The organism is Bifidobacterium sp. LH_491 (assembly GCF_056356495.1).
In genome coordinates this window covers 1,231,056-1,247,376 of record NZ_JBKEUI010000001.1, presented here as the reverse complement: position 1 = coordinate 1,247,376, position 16,321 = coordinate 1,231,056, and the positions used below count along the sequence as shown (strand labels likewise).

Below are 16,321 nucleotides of genomic sequence, written 5' to 3'. Positions count from 1 at the left end.
AAGTGTGGCGCTGGCGCGTTGACGGCGCATGCGTGATGAACCCGCGGAAATGAAGATATGGCATACTCCATATCGTGACAAACAATGTATGGTGGTAACTCATGGCTGAATATGATTTTGAACAAGGCATTGCGGACGCGCGCGCCAAATACGAATCCATCGCCAAAGCGTTGGATGTCGAGCGCCTGCGCGAGCAGATTGCGCGGCTGGAAGAGCAGGCGGCGCAGCCGGGCTTGTGGGATGATCCGGACAATGCGCAGAAGGTAACGAGTCGTCTGTCGGCCGCGCAATCGCAGATGAAGCGACTGACCTCTGCCGAAAGCCGTATCGATGACGTGCAGACGCTGGTTGAGTTGGGGCGCGAGGAAGGTGACGCCGACACGTTAAGCGAAGCGCAGCAGGAAGTCGAGGCGATTCAGCGTGACTTGGACGATATGGAAATCCAAACTTTGCTGGACGGTGAATACGACGAACGTTCGGCTGTGGTGACCATTCGCTCCGGCGCGGGCGGTGTGGATGCCGCTGACTTCGCGCAGATGCTGCTGCGCATGTACGTGCGTTGGGCGGAGCGCAACGGCTACAAGGCCAAGATGATGGATACGTCTTACGCGGAAGAAGCCGGTATCAAATCTGCCACCTTCCAAATTGACGCCCCCTATGCCTATGGCCGACTTTCCGTGGAAGGCGGCACGCACCGTCTGGTACGCATTTCGCCCTTCGACAACCAGGGTCGCCGCCAGACCAGCTTTGCTGCGGTCGAAGTGGTGCCTTTGGTCGAAGCGACGGACCACATCGACATTCCGGATACGGAAATCCGCGTTGACACCTACTGCTCCTCCGGACCTGGCGGACAGGGCGTGAACACCACATATTCCGCGGTGCGCATCACTCACTTGCCGACGGGCATTGTGGTGACCATGCAGGACGAGCGTTCGCAGATTCAGAATCGTGCTGCGGCCATGGCGGTGTTGCAGTCTCGCTTGCTGGTGTTGCGTCATGAGGAGGAAGCCAAGAAGAAGAAGGAGCTTGCCGGTGACATCAAGGCCAGTTGGGGTGACCAGATGCGTTCTTACGTGCTGCATCCCTACCAGATGGTCAAGGATCTGCGCACCGGGCATGAAACCTCGCAAACCCAAGCGGTGTTTGACGGCGACATCGACGCCTTCATCGAGGCTGGCATTCGCTGGCGTCATGAGCAGCGTCGTGCGACATTGGAAGAAGCGCAAGCATAAGGAGCCGGTATTATGGCGTTGATCTCGCTTGACCATGTGAGCAAAATCTATCCCCGTGGTACACGCCCGGCGTTGGATGACGTGAATCTGCACATTGACCGTGGCGATTTCGTGTTCCTGGTGGGTGCGTCCGGCTCGGGTAAGACTACGTTGCTGAGCTTGCTGTTGCACGAAGAGGAAGCCACCGATGGTGAAATTCGCGTTGCGGGCAATGATTTGCGTCGTCTGACCAACCGTCAGGTGCCGCAGTATCGGCGTTCCATCGGCTTTATTTTCCAAGACTATAAGTTGCTGAACAATAAGACGGTATGGCAGAATGTCGCCTTTGCCTTGGAAGTGATCGGCACCAGCCGCGCCACCATCAAGTCGTTGGTGCCCAAGGTATTGGAAACTGTCGGTCTGACTGGCAAGGAACATAATTATCCGCATGAGCTTTCCGGTGGCGAGGCACAGCGTGTGGCCATTGCCCGCGCCTATGTGAACCATCCGCAGATCCTGCTGGCTGACGAACCTACCGGTAACCTTGATCCCACCACGTCGTTGGGCATTATGGAGGTGTTGGACGCCATTAATCGTACCGGCACCACCATTGTGATGGCGACGCATAATGAGGAAATCGTGAACTCCATGCGCAAGCGCGTAGTGGAGCTGCATAGCGGCAAGATTGTACGTGATCAGGTGCATGGTTCGTATGATTCCGCGCTGTATTTTCCGGATGCCGAAGTCGAGTCGAAGGCGCAGCAGGCCATTGGACAGTCCGAAGGCCAGGATCGTTTCCGTCCCCAGTCGGCTCCGATACAGGTGCAGGCCGCGCAGGAGGGCGAACGTGACGTGGCTCAGGCCCTGCAGGTGCTGAGCGATACCGTGGCTGCGCAGGATAACGACGGCATAGCCCGTCTGGCTAATTCCGTGCATTCGGGCCGTACCGGACGTTATGGCGAAGTGTTCGCGCCGGTTGAAGATACCTTGACATGGGGACGTGGGCTGGTGCTGGCGGACGATGGTCAGGCCGGGGCCTCTGGTGCTGCGGCATTGAGCGATGGGCCGGATGGTCATCGTGCCGATGGCAGTGCCGATGACATGGCGGGCAGCGCCGTACCTTCCGGAACGATGGTGGAGAGCGTTGCCGTGGATGACGTCGTGCAAGACACTGATGCTGGCGACATGCGTGATGATGCGACGACGTGCGGTCATCCGCAGGATGCCGGTGGTCGGGACGCCGGACCGCAGGACGACACGAAGCAGGATGGCGCGCAAAAGCGTCAAGCCATCGCCGAACAACATGTTGCCGGACCGCCGGTGCCGCCTCCGGCTCCACCGCAGCCGCCAAGCAACGCTGTGAGCAATGCCACTGAGTCGACCCCCACGATGGAGGACAACCAATGAATATCCGATTTATCCTGTCGGAAACTTGGACGAGTTTGCGTCGCAATGTATCCATGATTCTATCGGTAATGTTGGTGACGTTTATCTCGTTCCTGTTTATCGGTGCGTCGGTGCTGATGCAGGCGCAGATTACCCAAGCCAAGGGCGATTGGTATGACCAAGTCGAAGTGGTGGTGTGGCTATGTCCTGACGGCACAAGCCAGTCGGCCAATTGTGCCGCGGGTACGGCGCCAAGCCAGAGTGAGATCGTGGATTTGGAGCAGGTGATCCGTACCGAATTAGGCAGCACTGTGTCCAAAATCACGTATGTGAGCCGTGAGGATTTCTACAAGAACACCTTCCTGAAGCAATATCCCGATGGTATGTACCAAGGGCGTACGCTGACCGCCGCGGATATGCAGGATTCGCTGCGGTTGAAGCTCAGCGACCCGACGAAGTATCAGACCGTGTCTGAGGTGTTAACTGGCCGTACGGGTGTGGAAGAAGTTGTGGACCAACGTCAGATTTTCGACCCGGTGTTCGCGGTGCTCAATCGCGCTACGGTGGTGACGGTGGTGCTGGCGGTGGTTATGGTCGTCGTGGCCATCATGCTGACAGGTACGACGATTCGTTTGAGCGCTGCCTCGCGTAAGAACGAAACCGAAATCATGCGCTATGTGGGCGCGTCCAATTGGATTATTCGCCTGCCGTTCGTGTTGGAAGGTGCGGTTGCTTCGTTGTTGGGCTCGGTGCTTTCGTGTGCCGCGTTGAGTATCGTGGTTAAGATATTCGTCACCGATTGGCTGGCGCAAAATGTGCAATGGATGCCGTTTATTTCCCAGCGCACGGTGTGGCTGGCGGCTCCGGGGCTGATTGTCGGCGCCGTGTTGCTGTCGGCGGTGGCATCGACGATTTCGTTACGGCGATATTTGCAGGCTTAGTACACGCTTTGCCACGCTACCTAGACAATATTCAGGTTGGTGTGTTAGCGTCGACATCATAGAGTGACGTTGACAATATAGGAAGGTCAGTCATGATACAGGTACGACATATGCATGCCGTTACCGCAACGGTATTAAGCGCCGCCATGTTGGTTTCGGTAGGATTGGGAACGTTTGCCCAGGCTCCGGTAGCAGAAGCGGTGACAGTTTCCGAGTATCAGCAGAAAGTATCGTCCCATGATGCGCTGAAAGCGAAGCTGGCGGGCGTCAATGATGATTTGGCGAACCTTATTTTGCAGCTCGACGATTTGACGGAACAGCAGATTCCTGCCGCGCAGGAGGCCGCCAACCAAGCGCAGTCTCAAGCGCAACAGGCGCAGGATTTGGCCGATGCCACGAACGCGCGTTTGGACGCTGCCAAGAAAGACAAAGCTGATCTTGAGGCGAAGATCAAGCAAACCGGCGAGGATTACGACGATGCCCGCGCCGCTGTGGCGCAGTTGGCGCGTGACAGCTTCCATGGCTCTGACGCTTCCGATGTGATGGATGTAGTGACCAATGCCACTACCACCAAAGATTTTGTGAACAAAATGCAATCCGAGGCGGCCGTGACGCGCAGTGAGGCGAACGCGGCTTCCGATGCTGCCGTAAGCCTCAATACGTCGATGAATCGCCAGCAGCGTTTGGATGCCATCGAACAGGAAATCACCAAGCTCAAGCAGCAGTATGATGGGCAGCTTGCCCAAGCGCAGCAGGCGCTGGCGGCGGCCCAGTCGAAGCAAAGCGAACTGCAGACGTTGCGTGACCAAGGCAGCGCGGCACGCGCGCAGTTGGAAGCGCAGAAGAGCCAACTGACCACGCAGGAAGCTCGTGAAGCCGCCGATATCGTTGCCATGAAGTCCGAGATTGATTCGTGGAACCAGAATGTGGGTAATGCTGGCAATGCGAATGCCGGAAACGGTGGACAGCAGCAAATCGGCGGTGGTTCCAACTCAGGTGGCTCTAACTCCGGTGGCTCTGCCGGTGGTTCATCAGGGAACGCAGGCGGAGGATCCACCGGTGGCAACACGGGTGGCGGTACGGCCAACGGTATGGATTATGCCGTGCCCGGTTCCTGTCCAGAAGGCTCGTCGTTCTGCTATGGACACAATACGGGCAATACGGTTGGCGGCGCTGCGTATCCGGCCCGTCAGTGCACGCTGTGGGCGTATATCCGCCGCTCCCAGATGGGACTTCCCGTCGGTTCGTATATGGGCAATGGCGCGGAATGGGCTAATAGTGCCCGTCGTTTGGGGTATTTGGTGAACCGTACGCCGCATGTTGGCGCGGTGATGGTATTTGCCCGTGGGCAGAAGGTGACCAGCTGGTATGCGGATTGGCAGTACGGCCATGTGGCGATTGTCGAACGTGTTAATGCGGATGGTTCGGTGTTGGTGTCGGAAGGTGGCACCGGTTTTGCGTCCTTCCCTGCGTACGAGACGATTTACAATACCGGTAACTACGAGTACATTCACTACTGATCTGCTTGGCGGTGCTAAGCGCCGTTGAAGCGAGGCATTTTCGGCGGGTGTGTTGCCATAGCATGGCGGCGCACCCGCCGTGCTATGGTCAAAAGCAGATGTGTGCGAGACGTTTGGTTCTGAGCCTGGACAAGGCATACGAGGACGGACAAGTGGGAGGCGTGATGGCCAAGGAACAGGGAACGACGATGATTGCGCAAAATCGTAAGGCGCGTCATGATTATGCCATCGAAGATACGTATGAGGCGGGTATTGTGCTCACCGGTACGGAGGTCAAATCGCTGCGCGAGGGGCGGGCTTCGTTGGCGGAGTCATTTGTGGCGATTGATCGTCGTGGGGAAATATGGCTGGAAGGTGCCAATATTCCTGAATACTTGAATGGCACATGGACTAACCATGCGCCACGTCGTAAGCGCAAGTTGTTGCTGCACGCTGCGCAAATCGCCAAGTTGGCGCGGCAGACCGAGGCCAAAGGCTACACCATTGTGCCGTTGAGCCTGTATTTCAAGGATGGTCGGGTGAAAACGCAGATTGCGTTGGCGCGCGGTAAGAAGGAATACGACAAACGTCAGGCGTTGCGTGAGGAGCAGGACAAGCGCGAGGCGTTGCGCGCCATGCGCTACCGGAACATGCGCAGCCGGTGAAAGAAATAAGACACGCTGCCGTATCGACATCATTGTGCCTTAGACTAAGAAGTCATGTGTGGCATTGTAGGATATGTGGGTGGTGCGGTGAGCGACCGCCCGTGGAATGTGTGTGTGCAAGGTTTGCGGCGTTTGGAGTACCGCGGATATGATTCCGCCGGTGTGGCGGTGTGCGGGCCTGATATGAACCACGTGGTGGTGCGTAAGAAGGCAGGTCGTCTGGATAATTTGGTTGCCGACGTGCAACGCGCGCCTTTGCCTGCGGCGCAGGCGGCGATTGGACACACCCGGTGGGCCACCAATGGACGGCCCAGTGATGTGAACGCGCATCCGCATGTGAGTTCAGATGGGATGATTGCGGTCATCCACAATGGCATTATCGAAAACGCTACCTCGCTTAAATCGCAGTTGCAGCAGCAGGGGCATACCTTCTCTTCAAGTACGGATACGGAAGTGATCGCCAAGCTGCTGGGCGTCGAGGCGGCTGCACTCATGGAGCGCGAGGGCGTGCCTGACTTGGCCGAGGCTATGCGGCGGGTGGCTTCGCTGCTGCAAGGTACGTTTACTATCTTGGCGTTGGATTGCCGTCAGCCTGATACGGTGGTGGCGGCCCGCCATGATTCGCCACTGGTGCTTGGTGTTGCAGACGGCGAATACTTCCTGGGGTCCGACGTGGCGGCTTTTGTGGCGTATACCACCGAGGCTGTGGAAATCGGGCAGGATCAGGTGGTGAGCGTGCGTGCGGACGGCTATGCCATTACGGATTGGCAAGGTAATGCAGTGCCGGCATCCGCTCGGTTCACAGTGGATTGGGACGCATCCGCGGTAGATAAGGGTGGTTGGCCTTCGTTTATGGATAAGGAAATCCATGAGGAACCTCAGGCTGTGGCCGATACGCTGTTGGGGCGTGTGGATGAGCAGGGCTCCTTGACGTTGGACGAGCTGCGATTGGATGAGGATGTTTTCCGCAGCATTGACAAAATCATTGTAGTGGCATGTGGTACGGCATCCTACGCCGGATTGGTGGCCAAATATGCCATCGAACATTGGGTGCGTATTCCGGTGGAAGTGGAGCTGGCGCATGAGTTTCGCTATCGCGACCCAATTTTGACATCGCGTACCCTGGTGGTGGCGGTTTCCCAGTCTGGCGAAACTATGGATACGCTCATGGCCATGCGTCACGCACGCGAGCAAGGATCGTTGGTGCTGTCGATTTGCAATACGCAAGGCGCCAGCATTCCGCGCGAATCCGACGCCGTGCTCTACACTCATGCCGGACCGGAAGTGGCCGTGGCCTCCACGAAGGCGTTTGTGGCGCAAATCGTTGCGGCGTATGTGGTGGGGTTGTACTTGGCGCAGGTAAAGGGCACGATGTTTGCCGATGAGATCCGGCAGGTGCTCGATCAGCTGCGAGCCATGCCGGAGCATATTCAATGGGTGTTGGACACGCAGGGCGAAACGGTGCGGCAGTTGGCGCATCGTTTGCGTGACGCGCAGTCCGTGCTGTTCTTGGGGCGTCACGTGGGATATCCGGTCGCTTTGGAAGGCGCGTTGAAACTTAAAGAAATCGCGTATACCTTCACGGAGGGATTTGCCGCCGGCGAACTCAAGCACGGGCCTATCGCATTGGTGGAGGAAAACAAACCGGTCGTGGTAATCGTCCCGTCGGCACGTGGACGCGATATGCTGCACTCCAAGGTGGTCTCGGCTATTGAGGAAGTCAAGGCACGCGGTGCGCTCACCATTGCCGTGGCTGAGCAAGGCGACCCGGATGCCGAGCGATATGCCGATGTGGTGCTGTGGCGTCCGGCGTGCCCTACGCTGCTGTCGCCGTTGGTCGACGTGGTGCCGTTACAGATGTTCGCTATGTATATGGCCCAAGACAAGGGTTACGACGTGGATAAGCCGCGCAACCTGGCCAAATCGGTGACGGTGGAGTAGCCGCACGATGGCTGGCGGCAGGCACCGGTGGGTCGAGGACGAGCCGGATATTCCCTTCGCATGCACGGTATTGTATGAGGATCCTTCGCTTATTGTGATTGATAAGCCGCATTTTGTGCCGACCATGCCGCGAGGGATGTGGTATCGGCAGACTGCACTGATGCGATTGCGCATGGCCTACGGTGAGCCGGACATCGTTCCGGCCCACCGTTTGGACCGCATGACCGCAGGTGTTGTCGTATTTGTGCGGGACCCGGCTTTGCGCGGGGCGTATCAGAAGGTATTCCAAGAGCGGCAGGCCGAAAAATATTACGAATGCGTCGCGCCGTGCACTCCGGTGAGAACGCCTCGATATGGCGTGGTACGTCGGGAATGCGCGCATACACCGTTTCCATTGGTGCGTGCTTCTCACATACGCAAAGAGCGGGGGCAATTGCAGGCCTTTGAAATACCGGGGCAGGTGAATGCGATCACTCGTATGGAGCGCGGGCAATTGGTAAGGCTTGTGGCCTGCGGTTCAACGCGCCCGTCTCGTTTGTGGTGCCAATACGACTTGCATCCGCTTACCGGCAAAACGCATCAATTGCGTGTGCATATGGCATCGTTGGGATTGCCTATCGTCGGAGATGATTGGTACCCGCAGGTGATGCCACGCGCATATGATGACTTCGCGCAGCCATTGCGTTTGGTGGCCCGTAGTCTCGCCTTTGACGATCCGGTGAGCGGGCGTCGCCGCGTATGGCGATCGCAGGTGAGGTTGGATACGGACATGCAAGCTTTACGGCGCGTAGATTCGGCGCTGGTGGTGCGGGCCGGCGAATGACGTTGTCTGGCCGGCCCAAGTGATGCGATGGCCTGTTTAGGCGGCGATCTCGGCGACGGACGAGCGCTCGATGAGTGTGCCGGGGATGACGTTTTTGACGTGCGAGGCTACGTTGCGTCCTTCGCACAGGTCGTGTGCCATGCCGAATGCCGTGCGACCAATGATGTCGAATGGCAATCTCATGGTGGTGAGGGACAGTCGCGGCACAAGGTTGCGCAGCGAATCGTCCACGCCGATGACGCTGACGTCATCGGGGACACGCTTGCCCGCTGCCTGCAAACCCAGCATGACGCCGTAGGCCATTTGATCGTTGGCGGCGTACACGGCGGTGCAGTCGGATTCATGGGCGAGCGCTAATCCGGCTTGATAACCGCTGTCGGCTTCCCAGTCGCCTACATAGGTTGGGGGTATGGGGCGGCCGGCTTGGCGCAGGGTGTCCTGCCAGCCGCGCAGTCGGCTTTCCGCGGCGCGGGAGGAGGCGGGGCCGGCGACGTGGTAAACCGTGCGGTGTCCTTTGCTGAGGAGATAGTCCACGATGGCGGTGGAGCAACCGTATTGGTCGGCGTCGGTGGTGGGGCAGTGGTTGGCGGCGTCTTCGCAGATAAGCACCACCGGCAGGTCTTTGGGCGGGGTGAAATCGTCGAAGTCGGTGATGCGCTGTTCCATAACGACGATGAGCGCGTCGACCGGTAGTCGTTTCATGCGGTTGACGATGTCTTGCAGTGTGGTGCCCGCTTGGCTGATGGTATGCAGTGTCACCGCGTATCCTTCATCGACGGCAGCGTTGGTGATGCCTTCGAGAATGCGGGCGTTGCCGTATGAGGACATGTTGAATAGTGCGACGCCGATATCATTGAACCGCCCGTGCTTCAACGCACGTGCCGCATAGTTGGGACGGTAGCCTAATCGTTCCATGGCGGCTTCTACGCGCTGGCGGGTTTCGGGACGCACGGCGTCGCTGCCGTTGGCGACTCGTGATACCGTTTGGGGAGAGACTCCTGCCGCTTTGGCGACGTCCTGCATGGAGGCAGGCTGCTTGTTCTCCATAGTGAGCTCGTTTCTTCGGTGTGCTGATTATGTTTTCGTCACCATTATATCATCTAAGAAACGCGAAAGTGCTCATTCTGCCAAAGCTATGCTATGATGATATCGTAACCATTTTTGGCATGCAGTTATGGAGCTGCAATAACCTTCGACGGAGAGGGGTGTGTGATGTCAGTGCATGAGTCGCCCGCCATCGCGTCTCCCGTGGTGTCACATAGGCATCGCGCGGACTGGCGTGGATGGAAGTTTATGTGGCCGTTTGCGTTGGTGTTCGTGTTTGTGTTCGTAGTGCCGATCGTGTACGCGGTGTGGATTTCGTTCTTCCAAACGCGCATGATCGGTGGCACGGTGTTCGCGGGGCTGGCGAACTACAAGCAGTTGTTCGCGGACGCGCAGTTCTGGAGTAGTGTGCGCCGAGTGGCGCTGTTCACCATCGTGCAGGTGCCCATCATGCTGTTCCTGGCCGCCGCGATGGCGTTGGCGCTGGACTCGCTCAAACTGCACGGCATGCGCTTCTTCCGCATCTCCACGTTCCTGCCCTACGCGGTCCCCGCGGTGGTCTCGACCCTGATCTGGGGTTTCATGTATGGCGCGAAGTACGGCCTGGTCGGCTCGCTCAACGACGTGCTGGGCACCAATTTCGATGTGCTCGCCCCGTCGGTGCTGCTCGCCTCGATGGGCAACATCGTGACCTGGGAGTTCACCGGATACAACATGCTGATCTTCTACTCGTCGCTCTCCACGATCCCGCACTCGCTGTACGAGGCCGCGTCGATCGACGGCGCGAGCGAATGGCAGATCGTGCGCCGCATCAAGCTGCCCGAGCTGAAGGGATCCCTGGCGATCACCGTGATCTTCTCCATCATCGGCTCGTTCCAGCTGTTCAACGAGCCGAGCATCATGCAGAACATGGTGCCGGGCAACGCGATCACGACATACTACACGCCGAACATGTACGCGTACAACCTGAGCTTCAGCGGCAACCAGAGCAACTACGCGGCCGCGCTGGCCATCGTGATGGCCGTCATCACCATGGCCGTGGCCTACGCCGTGCAGCTGAGGAGCATGAAGGAGCAGATGAAATGACAGCAGTGACGAGTGATGCCCGCCGCACTGCGGCGGAACTGCGCGCGCGTGAGCGCGCGGCCAAGAAGGCGGAGCGCGAGCGCCAGCGCAGGGTGGCGCGCGACGAGGCGGCCGAACGCCGCCGCGCCGCCAAAAGCGGTTTCTCGAACGTGGCCAACCCCCGGCGCAGCGTGCTGCTGACCGTGGTGTGCGCCGTGTTCGCGGTGTACTCGCTGTTCCCTTTCCTGTACCTGATCATCAACGCGACCAAAACGCAGCGTGACTTCACGTCCACGTTCGGCCTGGGGCTGGGCAAGGACTTCGCCTTGTGGGACAACCTCGTCGAGGTGTTCACCTACAACGACGGCATCTTCTCACGCTGGCTGCTCAACACGCTGCTGTACGTGGTCGTCGGCGCCGGCGGAGCGACCCTGCTCGCCATCATGGGCGGCTACGCGCTGGCCAAGTTCCGCTTCCCGGGCCGCAAGGCCGTGTTCGCGCTGATCATCGGCTCGATCTCCGTGCCCGGCATCGCGCTGGCCGTCCCGCAGTTCCTGCTGTTCGCCAAGCTCGGACTGACGAACACGCCTTTGTCGGTCATCGTGCCCAGCCTGATCAGCCCGTTCGGCCTGTACCTGATGTGGATCTTCAGCGAGCAGGCCGTGCCCAGCGAGCTGCTCGAGGCCGCCCGCGTGGACGGTGCCTCGGAATGGCGCACGTTCCGCACGATCTCCCTGCCGCTGCTCGCCCCCGGCATCGTCACGACAGCCCTGTTCACGATCGTGGCGACCTGGAACAACTACTTCCTGCCGTTGATCATGCTCAAGGACGCCGACTGGTACCCCCTGACCATCGGCCTGAACCAATGGAAGGACCAAGCCTCCACCGCCGGCGGCACCGCGATCCAGAACCTGGTCATCACCGGCTCGCTGGTCACCATCATCCCCCTCGTGGTCGCGTTCCTGCTGTTGCAGAAGTACTGGCAGTCCGGCCTGGCCGCAGGCGCCGTCAAGGAATGATGGGGTTCGCGGAACCCTCGTGAGCTGGCAGGTCGCCCCGGTAGTGTTGCCGGAGCGACCTGGCCACTACAGTTATAAGGAGTATGAAGTATGGGTGCACGTAGAAGGCATCGTTGGCCGCAACCGTTGGCGGGCCAGCAAGAACGTATTTGGTACGGTGGTGATTACAACCCCGACCAGTGGCCCGAAGCAGTATGGGATGAGGATGTTCGTCTTATGGGCGAAGCGGGCGTGAATCTAGTGTCCGTGGGTATTTTCTCGTGGGCGAAGATCGAACCGTCGGACGGCGTGTATGACTTCGACTGGCTTGATCGCATCATTGACAAACTGGGTCAAGCCGGTATTGCCGTCGATTTGGCATCGGCAACCGCGTCGCCGCCGTTGTGGCTTACGCAGGCGCATCCGGAGGTGATGTGGAAGGATTATCGCGGCGACGTGTGCTGGCCTGGCGCGCGTCAGCATTGGCGACCGACCAGCCCGGTGTTCCGTGAATATGCCTTACGTTTGTGCCGCAAGATGGCGGAGCATTATCGCGACAATCCGTATGTGGTGGCCTGGCATGTGGGCAACGAGTATGGTTGCCATAATCGTTTTGACTATTCGGATGATGCCATGGCGGCCTTCCAGGAATGGTGCCGCGCTCGCTACGGCACGATCGAGGCGGTGAACGATGCTTGGGGTACGGCGTTCTGGGCGCAGCACATGACCGATTTTTCCCAGATTGTGCCGCCGCGCTTCATTGGCGATGGCAACTTCATGAATCCGGGCAAGCTGTTGGACTTCAAGCGTTTCAGCTCGGATGCGCTCAAGGCGTTCTATTGCGCGGAGCGCGACCTGCTCGAGGAACTGACGCCGGGTCGTCCGCTGACCACTAATTTCATGGTGAGTGCCGGTGGCACCGGTTTGGATTACGACGACTGGGGTTACGAGGTTGACTTCGTCTCCAACGACCACTATTTCACGCCGGGGGAGGCCCATCTGGACGAGCTGCTGTACAGTGCATCCCTGACCGATGGCATTGCCCGCAAGCAGCCGTGGTTCCTGATGGAGCATTCGACCAGTGCCGTCAATTGGCGTGCCATCAACTACCGTAAGGAACCCGGACAGTTGGTGCGCGATTCCTTGGCGCATGTGGCCATGGGTGCGGACGCCGTGTGCTATTTCCAATGGCGTCAGTCCAAGGCGGGCGCGGAGAAGTTCCACTCGGCGATGCTGCCGCACGCTGGCGCCGATTCCCAGGTGTTCCGCGATGTATGCGAGCTGGGCGCCGATCTGCAGCGTCTGTCCGATGCCGGCGTGCTGGGCACTCGCGTGGCGCAGTCGCCGGTGGCGGTGGTGTTCGACTATGAGTCGCAGTGGGCCACCGAACATACGGCCACGCCGTCACAGGAGGTTCGCCATTGGACCGAGCCGCTGGATTGGTTCCGGGCGTTGGCCGATGTCGGTATTGGCGCCGATGTGGTGCCGGTGCGGGCTGGCTGGGACGACTATGACGTAGTGGTGCTGCCGAGCGTGTATCTGCTCTCTGAGGAAACCAGTGAACGTGTGCGTCGCTTCGTGGCGCATGGTGGCAAGTTGATTGTCACGTATTACACGGGTATTGCCGACGAGCGCGATCACGTGCATCTGGGCGGGTATCCGGGCTCGATTCGTGACGTGGTGGGCGTGCGCGTTGAGGAGTTTGCCCCGATGGGCCAGGATGGTGGAACGCTGGATCATCTTGAGGTGAGCAACGGCACAGTGGCCACTGACTTTGCCGACGTCATTACTTCGATGGATGAGGATACGCGCGTGTTGGCTTCGTATCATGCCGATGTATGGACCGGTCTGAACGACGTGCCTGCGGTGACGGTGCATCCGTATGAGTCCGGTGTGGCGGCGTATGTTGGCTGCCGTTTGGGGCGTCAAGGTATCGCCGCCACGTTGCCGCAGCTGTTCGAAGCGTTGGGCGAGAGCGCGCTGCTGTTGGGCAACGGCGATGTGTTTACGGTCGACCGTGTGGATGACAGCGGCGAGCATGGGTTGCGTTTCGTGTTCAACCGCACGCATGAGCCGGTGTCGGTACCGCTGCCAGGACAAGCGCTAGTGGCCTCTTTGGCGCAGGCGGACGACGAAGCCGGTACGGCGACGTTGTTCCCCAACGGCGTGGTAGTGGCCGCGTTCTAGTGCAGCGCGTGTGACGTGCATACTGCCTGTTGGTTAAGGCGGCGTGGTACGGAGGTGCCATGCCGCCTTGTCATATCGGCGCACAAGGTGGCGTTGGCTTCAGGGTTATGGCGTACACTTGCTGTGCGAGGATCAACCAAGCGGCAAAGGAGGACTACGCGTGAAGGCACGTCGGCACATATCACGAGCGATGTCATGCGCACTTGCCGCAATCATGCTGGTGGCGTTGAGCGCATGCGCTGCGCAGGATACCCGCACGGTGCTGACGGTGTGGTCGTGGGAGCCAAGCATGGATGCCGTCATCGACGGCTTTGAACAGGCCAATCCTGATGTTCACGTCCAGTTGCGTGATACCAGCGGCTATGACAATCTCAATAGCGCCATCCAAGATGGTTATGGTATGCCGGATGTTATTCAGGTTGAATATTTTGCTTTGCCGCAGTATGCGGTGAGCAGCCAGCTGTTGGATATCACCGATCGCGCGCAGGGGTATGGGGATTTCTATACGCCGGGCACGTGGTCGTCGGTGCAGTTGAATGGACGTGTGTATGGTTTGCCCATGGATTCTGGTCCGATGGCGTTCTTTTACAATCAGGATGTGTTCGAGGAAGCCGGAGTGGACGCGTCGGCCATCAAGACGTGGGATGATTATTACCAAGCGGCAAAAAAGCTGAAACGTATCGGTGTGTTTATTACCGCTGATGCGGGCGATGCAAGTTTCTATAATGCCATGATATGGCTTGCGGGGGGACGGCCGTTTTCTACCTCCAGCGATGGCAAGGATGTGACCGTCGACTTGGAGGGAGATCGAGGGACGGCGACATTCACCGAGTTCTGGCAAAAGATGATCGACGAGGGTCTGGTTAACACGAAGCTGACCACATGGTCGGATGGGTGGAAAGAGGCATTGGGTACGGGCAAGGTGGCATCGGTGTTTGCCGGCGCTTGGATGCCGTCCTTGTTGCTTGCCGATGTGCCGGGGGCATCCGGTCTGTGGCGGGTAGCGGCCATGCCAACGCCCGACGGTACTTCGGAAACTTCAGAGAATGGCGGTTCTGCGTTGGCGATTTTGCAGTCGACGCGCAAACCCAACGCCGCGTATCGTTTTATCGAATATGTGTGCCACACGCAGGAAGGCATCGCACCACGTGTGGCCGGAGGGTCATTCCCGGCTGACGATGCAACATTGAGTAGTGAGGATTTTCTCAACCAAACGACAGTGCGCGATGCCCGCGGGATTGACGTAAGCTATTTTGGCGGTCAGCAGTTCAATCGGGTGCTGGCGCAGGCGGCGCAGAATGTGTCAGTAGGCTACCAGTATCTGCCATTCGAAGTGTATTCGCGCAGTAACTTCCGTTCGACGGTAGGCGATGCCTATCGTTGGCAAAGCGCCCATCAGACGGTGCTGTCCGCTAAACGGCGAAGGGCTGCCGGCGTGGTGGACTCGAGTGGCAATCCCATCAGCGTGCCTCAGGGGCCGGGCAAGAAAATCACGTTGCGAGATGGCATTGCCGAGTGGCAAAATGACTTGCTGCTCTATGGCACGAATCAGGGCTTTACTATGCACCATTAATGGCATACCGGTTGACGTGATGGTATGCACATGGTGGCGTTGCCGGCCGACGACTGGTTACGCGCCGTCGGCCGGCGTATAACCGCGCTGACGTGTGCGGGGTCAGTTGTACCGGCCGGTATGCTCCGTCTCGCAGGCTCGCGCATTATTGACGATTGCGTCGGTACAGGTGCGCCATGCCCTTGAACATCAGATCAGGATCGTAAATATCGATCAGGGAGGTATCGCTGTGGAAAACCCGTCCCAGTCCGCCGGTGGCAATGACGGTGAAATCGCCGTCGATAGCTTCGCGGAACTCATTGATGATGCGTTCGATGCCGCCTAAATAGCTGTAGTACAAGCCCGCCTGCATGGCGGTCTTGGTGTCCTTGGCGAGGATGGACTTGGGACGGGTGATTTCCACTTCGGGCAATTGTGCGGTTTGACCCCACAAGGAAGCGGCTCCGCTGCGCAGGCCGGTGGTAATCAAACCGCAGGTGATGGTGCCTTGCTCATCTACGTAGTTGAACGAGGTGGCGGTGCCGAAATCCGCGACCAGTGCGGGTGTGCCGTAGCTGTAATAGGCGCCTGCGCAGTCAACCAGGCAGTCGGCGCCCAACGACTTGGGGTCGTCGATACGGATGTTGAGACCGGTTTTGATGCCCGGACCAACGATCATAGGTTCGACGCCGAGGAATTTGACGATGCTGGCACGGAAGGAATACATGACGTTAGGCACCACTGATGCGATGATGACATCCTCGACATCCTCGCGGCCGATATGGCTCATGCGCATGAAATTAGTGATCATCAACCCGTATTCGTCCGAGGTGTGCTCGGCCTTGGTGGTGATGCGATACGTGCCGATCACCGACTCGCCCTGCATGAATCCGATGACGATGTTGGTGTTGCCGATATCAACTGCTACAAGCATGGTGTCCTCCTTGGTCGTGCATCATTATACGGTTTGTTGCCGCGCGAACCGCGTCGACGCTCCGACATAGGCAGT

The 16,321-nt window shown here is 58.8% G+C and carries 13 protein-coding genes; 11 read left to right on the top strand and 2 right to left on the bottom strand.

The window, feature by feature from the left end:
• Positions 1–101 precede the first annotated feature (101 nt).
• From prfB to AC1AWK_RS04730, 7 genes are all read left to right on the top strand, one after another.
• Positions 102–1,232, top strand: coding sequence for a peptide chain release factor 2 (gene prfB, locus AC1AWK_RS04760; RefSeq protein WP_476568561.1), 1,131 nt, complete (start codon positions 102–104; stop codon positions 1,230–1,232).
• A gap of 12 nt (positions 1,233–1,244) precedes the next feature.
• Positions 1,245–2,618: a cell division ATP-binding protein FtsE gene (gene ftsE / locus AC1AWK_RS04755; protein WP_476568559.1), complete on the top strand. Its 1,374-nt coding sequence runs from the start codon at positions 1,245–1,247 to the stop codon at positions 2,616–2,618.
• Positions 2,615–3,538 carry a permease-like cell division protein FtsX gene (gene ftsX / locus AC1AWK_RS04750; RefSeq protein ID WP_476568557.1) on the top strand — a complete coding sequence of 308 codons (924 nt, stop codon included), beginning with the start codon at positions 2,615–2,617 and terminating at the stop codon, positions 3,536–3,538. The genes ftsE and ftsX overlap by 4 nt, the downstream gene beginning before the upstream one ends.
• A gap of 92 nt (positions 3,539–3,630) precedes the next feature.
• The gene (locus AC1AWK_RS04745; protein ID WP_476568555.1) at positions 3,631–5,058 is read left to right on the top strand and encodes a CHAP domain-containing protein; all 1,428 of its coding nucleotides are present in this window, start codon (positions 3,631–3,633) and stop codon (positions 5,056–5,058) included.
• 164 nt (positions 5,059–5,222) lie between these two features.
• The gene (gene smpB, locus AC1AWK_RS04740; protein WP_476568553.1) at positions 5,223–5,702 is read left to right on the top strand and encodes an SsrA-binding protein SmpB; all 480 of its coding nucleotides are present in this window, start codon (positions 5,223–5,225) and stop codon (positions 5,700–5,702) included.
• A gap of 54 nt (positions 5,703–5,756) precedes the next feature.
• A complete protein-coding gene (gene glmS, locus AC1AWK_RS04735; RefSeq protein ID WP_476568551.1) occupies positions 5,757–7,643 on the top strand; it encodes a glutamine--fructose-6-phosphate transaminase (isomerizing) in 1,887 nt (628 codons plus the stop codon).
• 7 nt (positions 7,644–7,650) lie between these two features.
• Complete coding sequence (locus AC1AWK_RS04730; protein ID WP_476568549.1) at positions 7,651–8,466, top strand: pseudouridine synthase; 816 nt, start codon at positions 7,651–7,653, stop codon at positions 8,464–8,466.
• Between the two features lie 36 nt (positions 8,467–8,502).
• On the opposite strand, the gene AC1AWK_RS04725 is transcribed toward AC1AWK_RS04730, so the two are convergent.
• Positions 8,503–9,513 carry a LacI family DNA-binding transcriptional regulator gene (locus tag AC1AWK_RS04725; protein WP_476568547.1) on the bottom strand — a complete coding sequence of 337 codons (1,011 nt, stop codon included), beginning with the start codon at positions 9,511–9,513 and terminating at the stop codon, positions 8,503–8,505.
• 165 nt (positions 9,514–9,678) lie between these two features.
• On the opposite strand from AC1AWK_RS04725, the gene AC1AWK_RS04720 reads away from it, so the two are divergent.
• The 4 genes from AC1AWK_RS04720 to AC1AWK_RS04705 all read left to right on the top strand — a co-directional run bounded on the left by AC1AWK_RS04720 (position 9,679) and on the right by AC1AWK_RS04705 (position 15,333).
• Positions 9,679–10,596, top strand: a complete 918-nt coding sequence (locus tag AC1AWK_RS04720) for a carbohydrate ABC transporter permease (protein ID WP_476568545.1) — start codon at positions 9,679–9,681, stop codon at positions 10,594–10,596.
• Entirely contained in the window at positions 10,593–11,594 is a 1,002-nt protein-coding gene (locus AC1AWK_RS04715; RefSeq protein ID WP_476568544.1) for a carbohydrate ABC transporter permease, read from the top strand. The genes AC1AWK_RS04720 and AC1AWK_RS04715 overlap by 4 nt, the downstream gene beginning before the upstream one ends.
• Positions 11,595–11,684: 90 nt before the next feature.
• On the top strand, positions 11,685–13,760 hold the full coding sequence (locus AC1AWK_RS04710; RefSeq protein ID WP_476568543.1) for a beta-galactosidase: 2,076 nt from the start codon (positions 11,685–11,687) through the stop codon (positions 13,758–13,760).
• Positions 13,761–13,950: 190 nt separating this feature from the next.
• A complete protein-coding gene (locus AC1AWK_RS04705; RefSeq protein WP_476568541.1) occupies positions 13,951–15,333 on the top strand; it encodes an ABC transporter substrate-binding protein in 1,383 nt (460 codons plus the stop codon).
• A gap of 145 nt (positions 15,334–15,478) precedes the next feature.
• On the opposite strand, the gene AC1AWK_RS04700 is transcribed toward AC1AWK_RS04705, so the two are convergent.
• Positions 15,479–16,246 (bottom strand): type III pantothenate kinase, encoded by a 768-nt coding sequence (locus tag AC1AWK_RS04700; protein WP_476568540.1) that lies wholly within the window; start codon positions 16,244–16,246, stop codon positions 15,479–15,481.
• Positions 16,247–16,321: the final 75 nt, after the last annotated feature.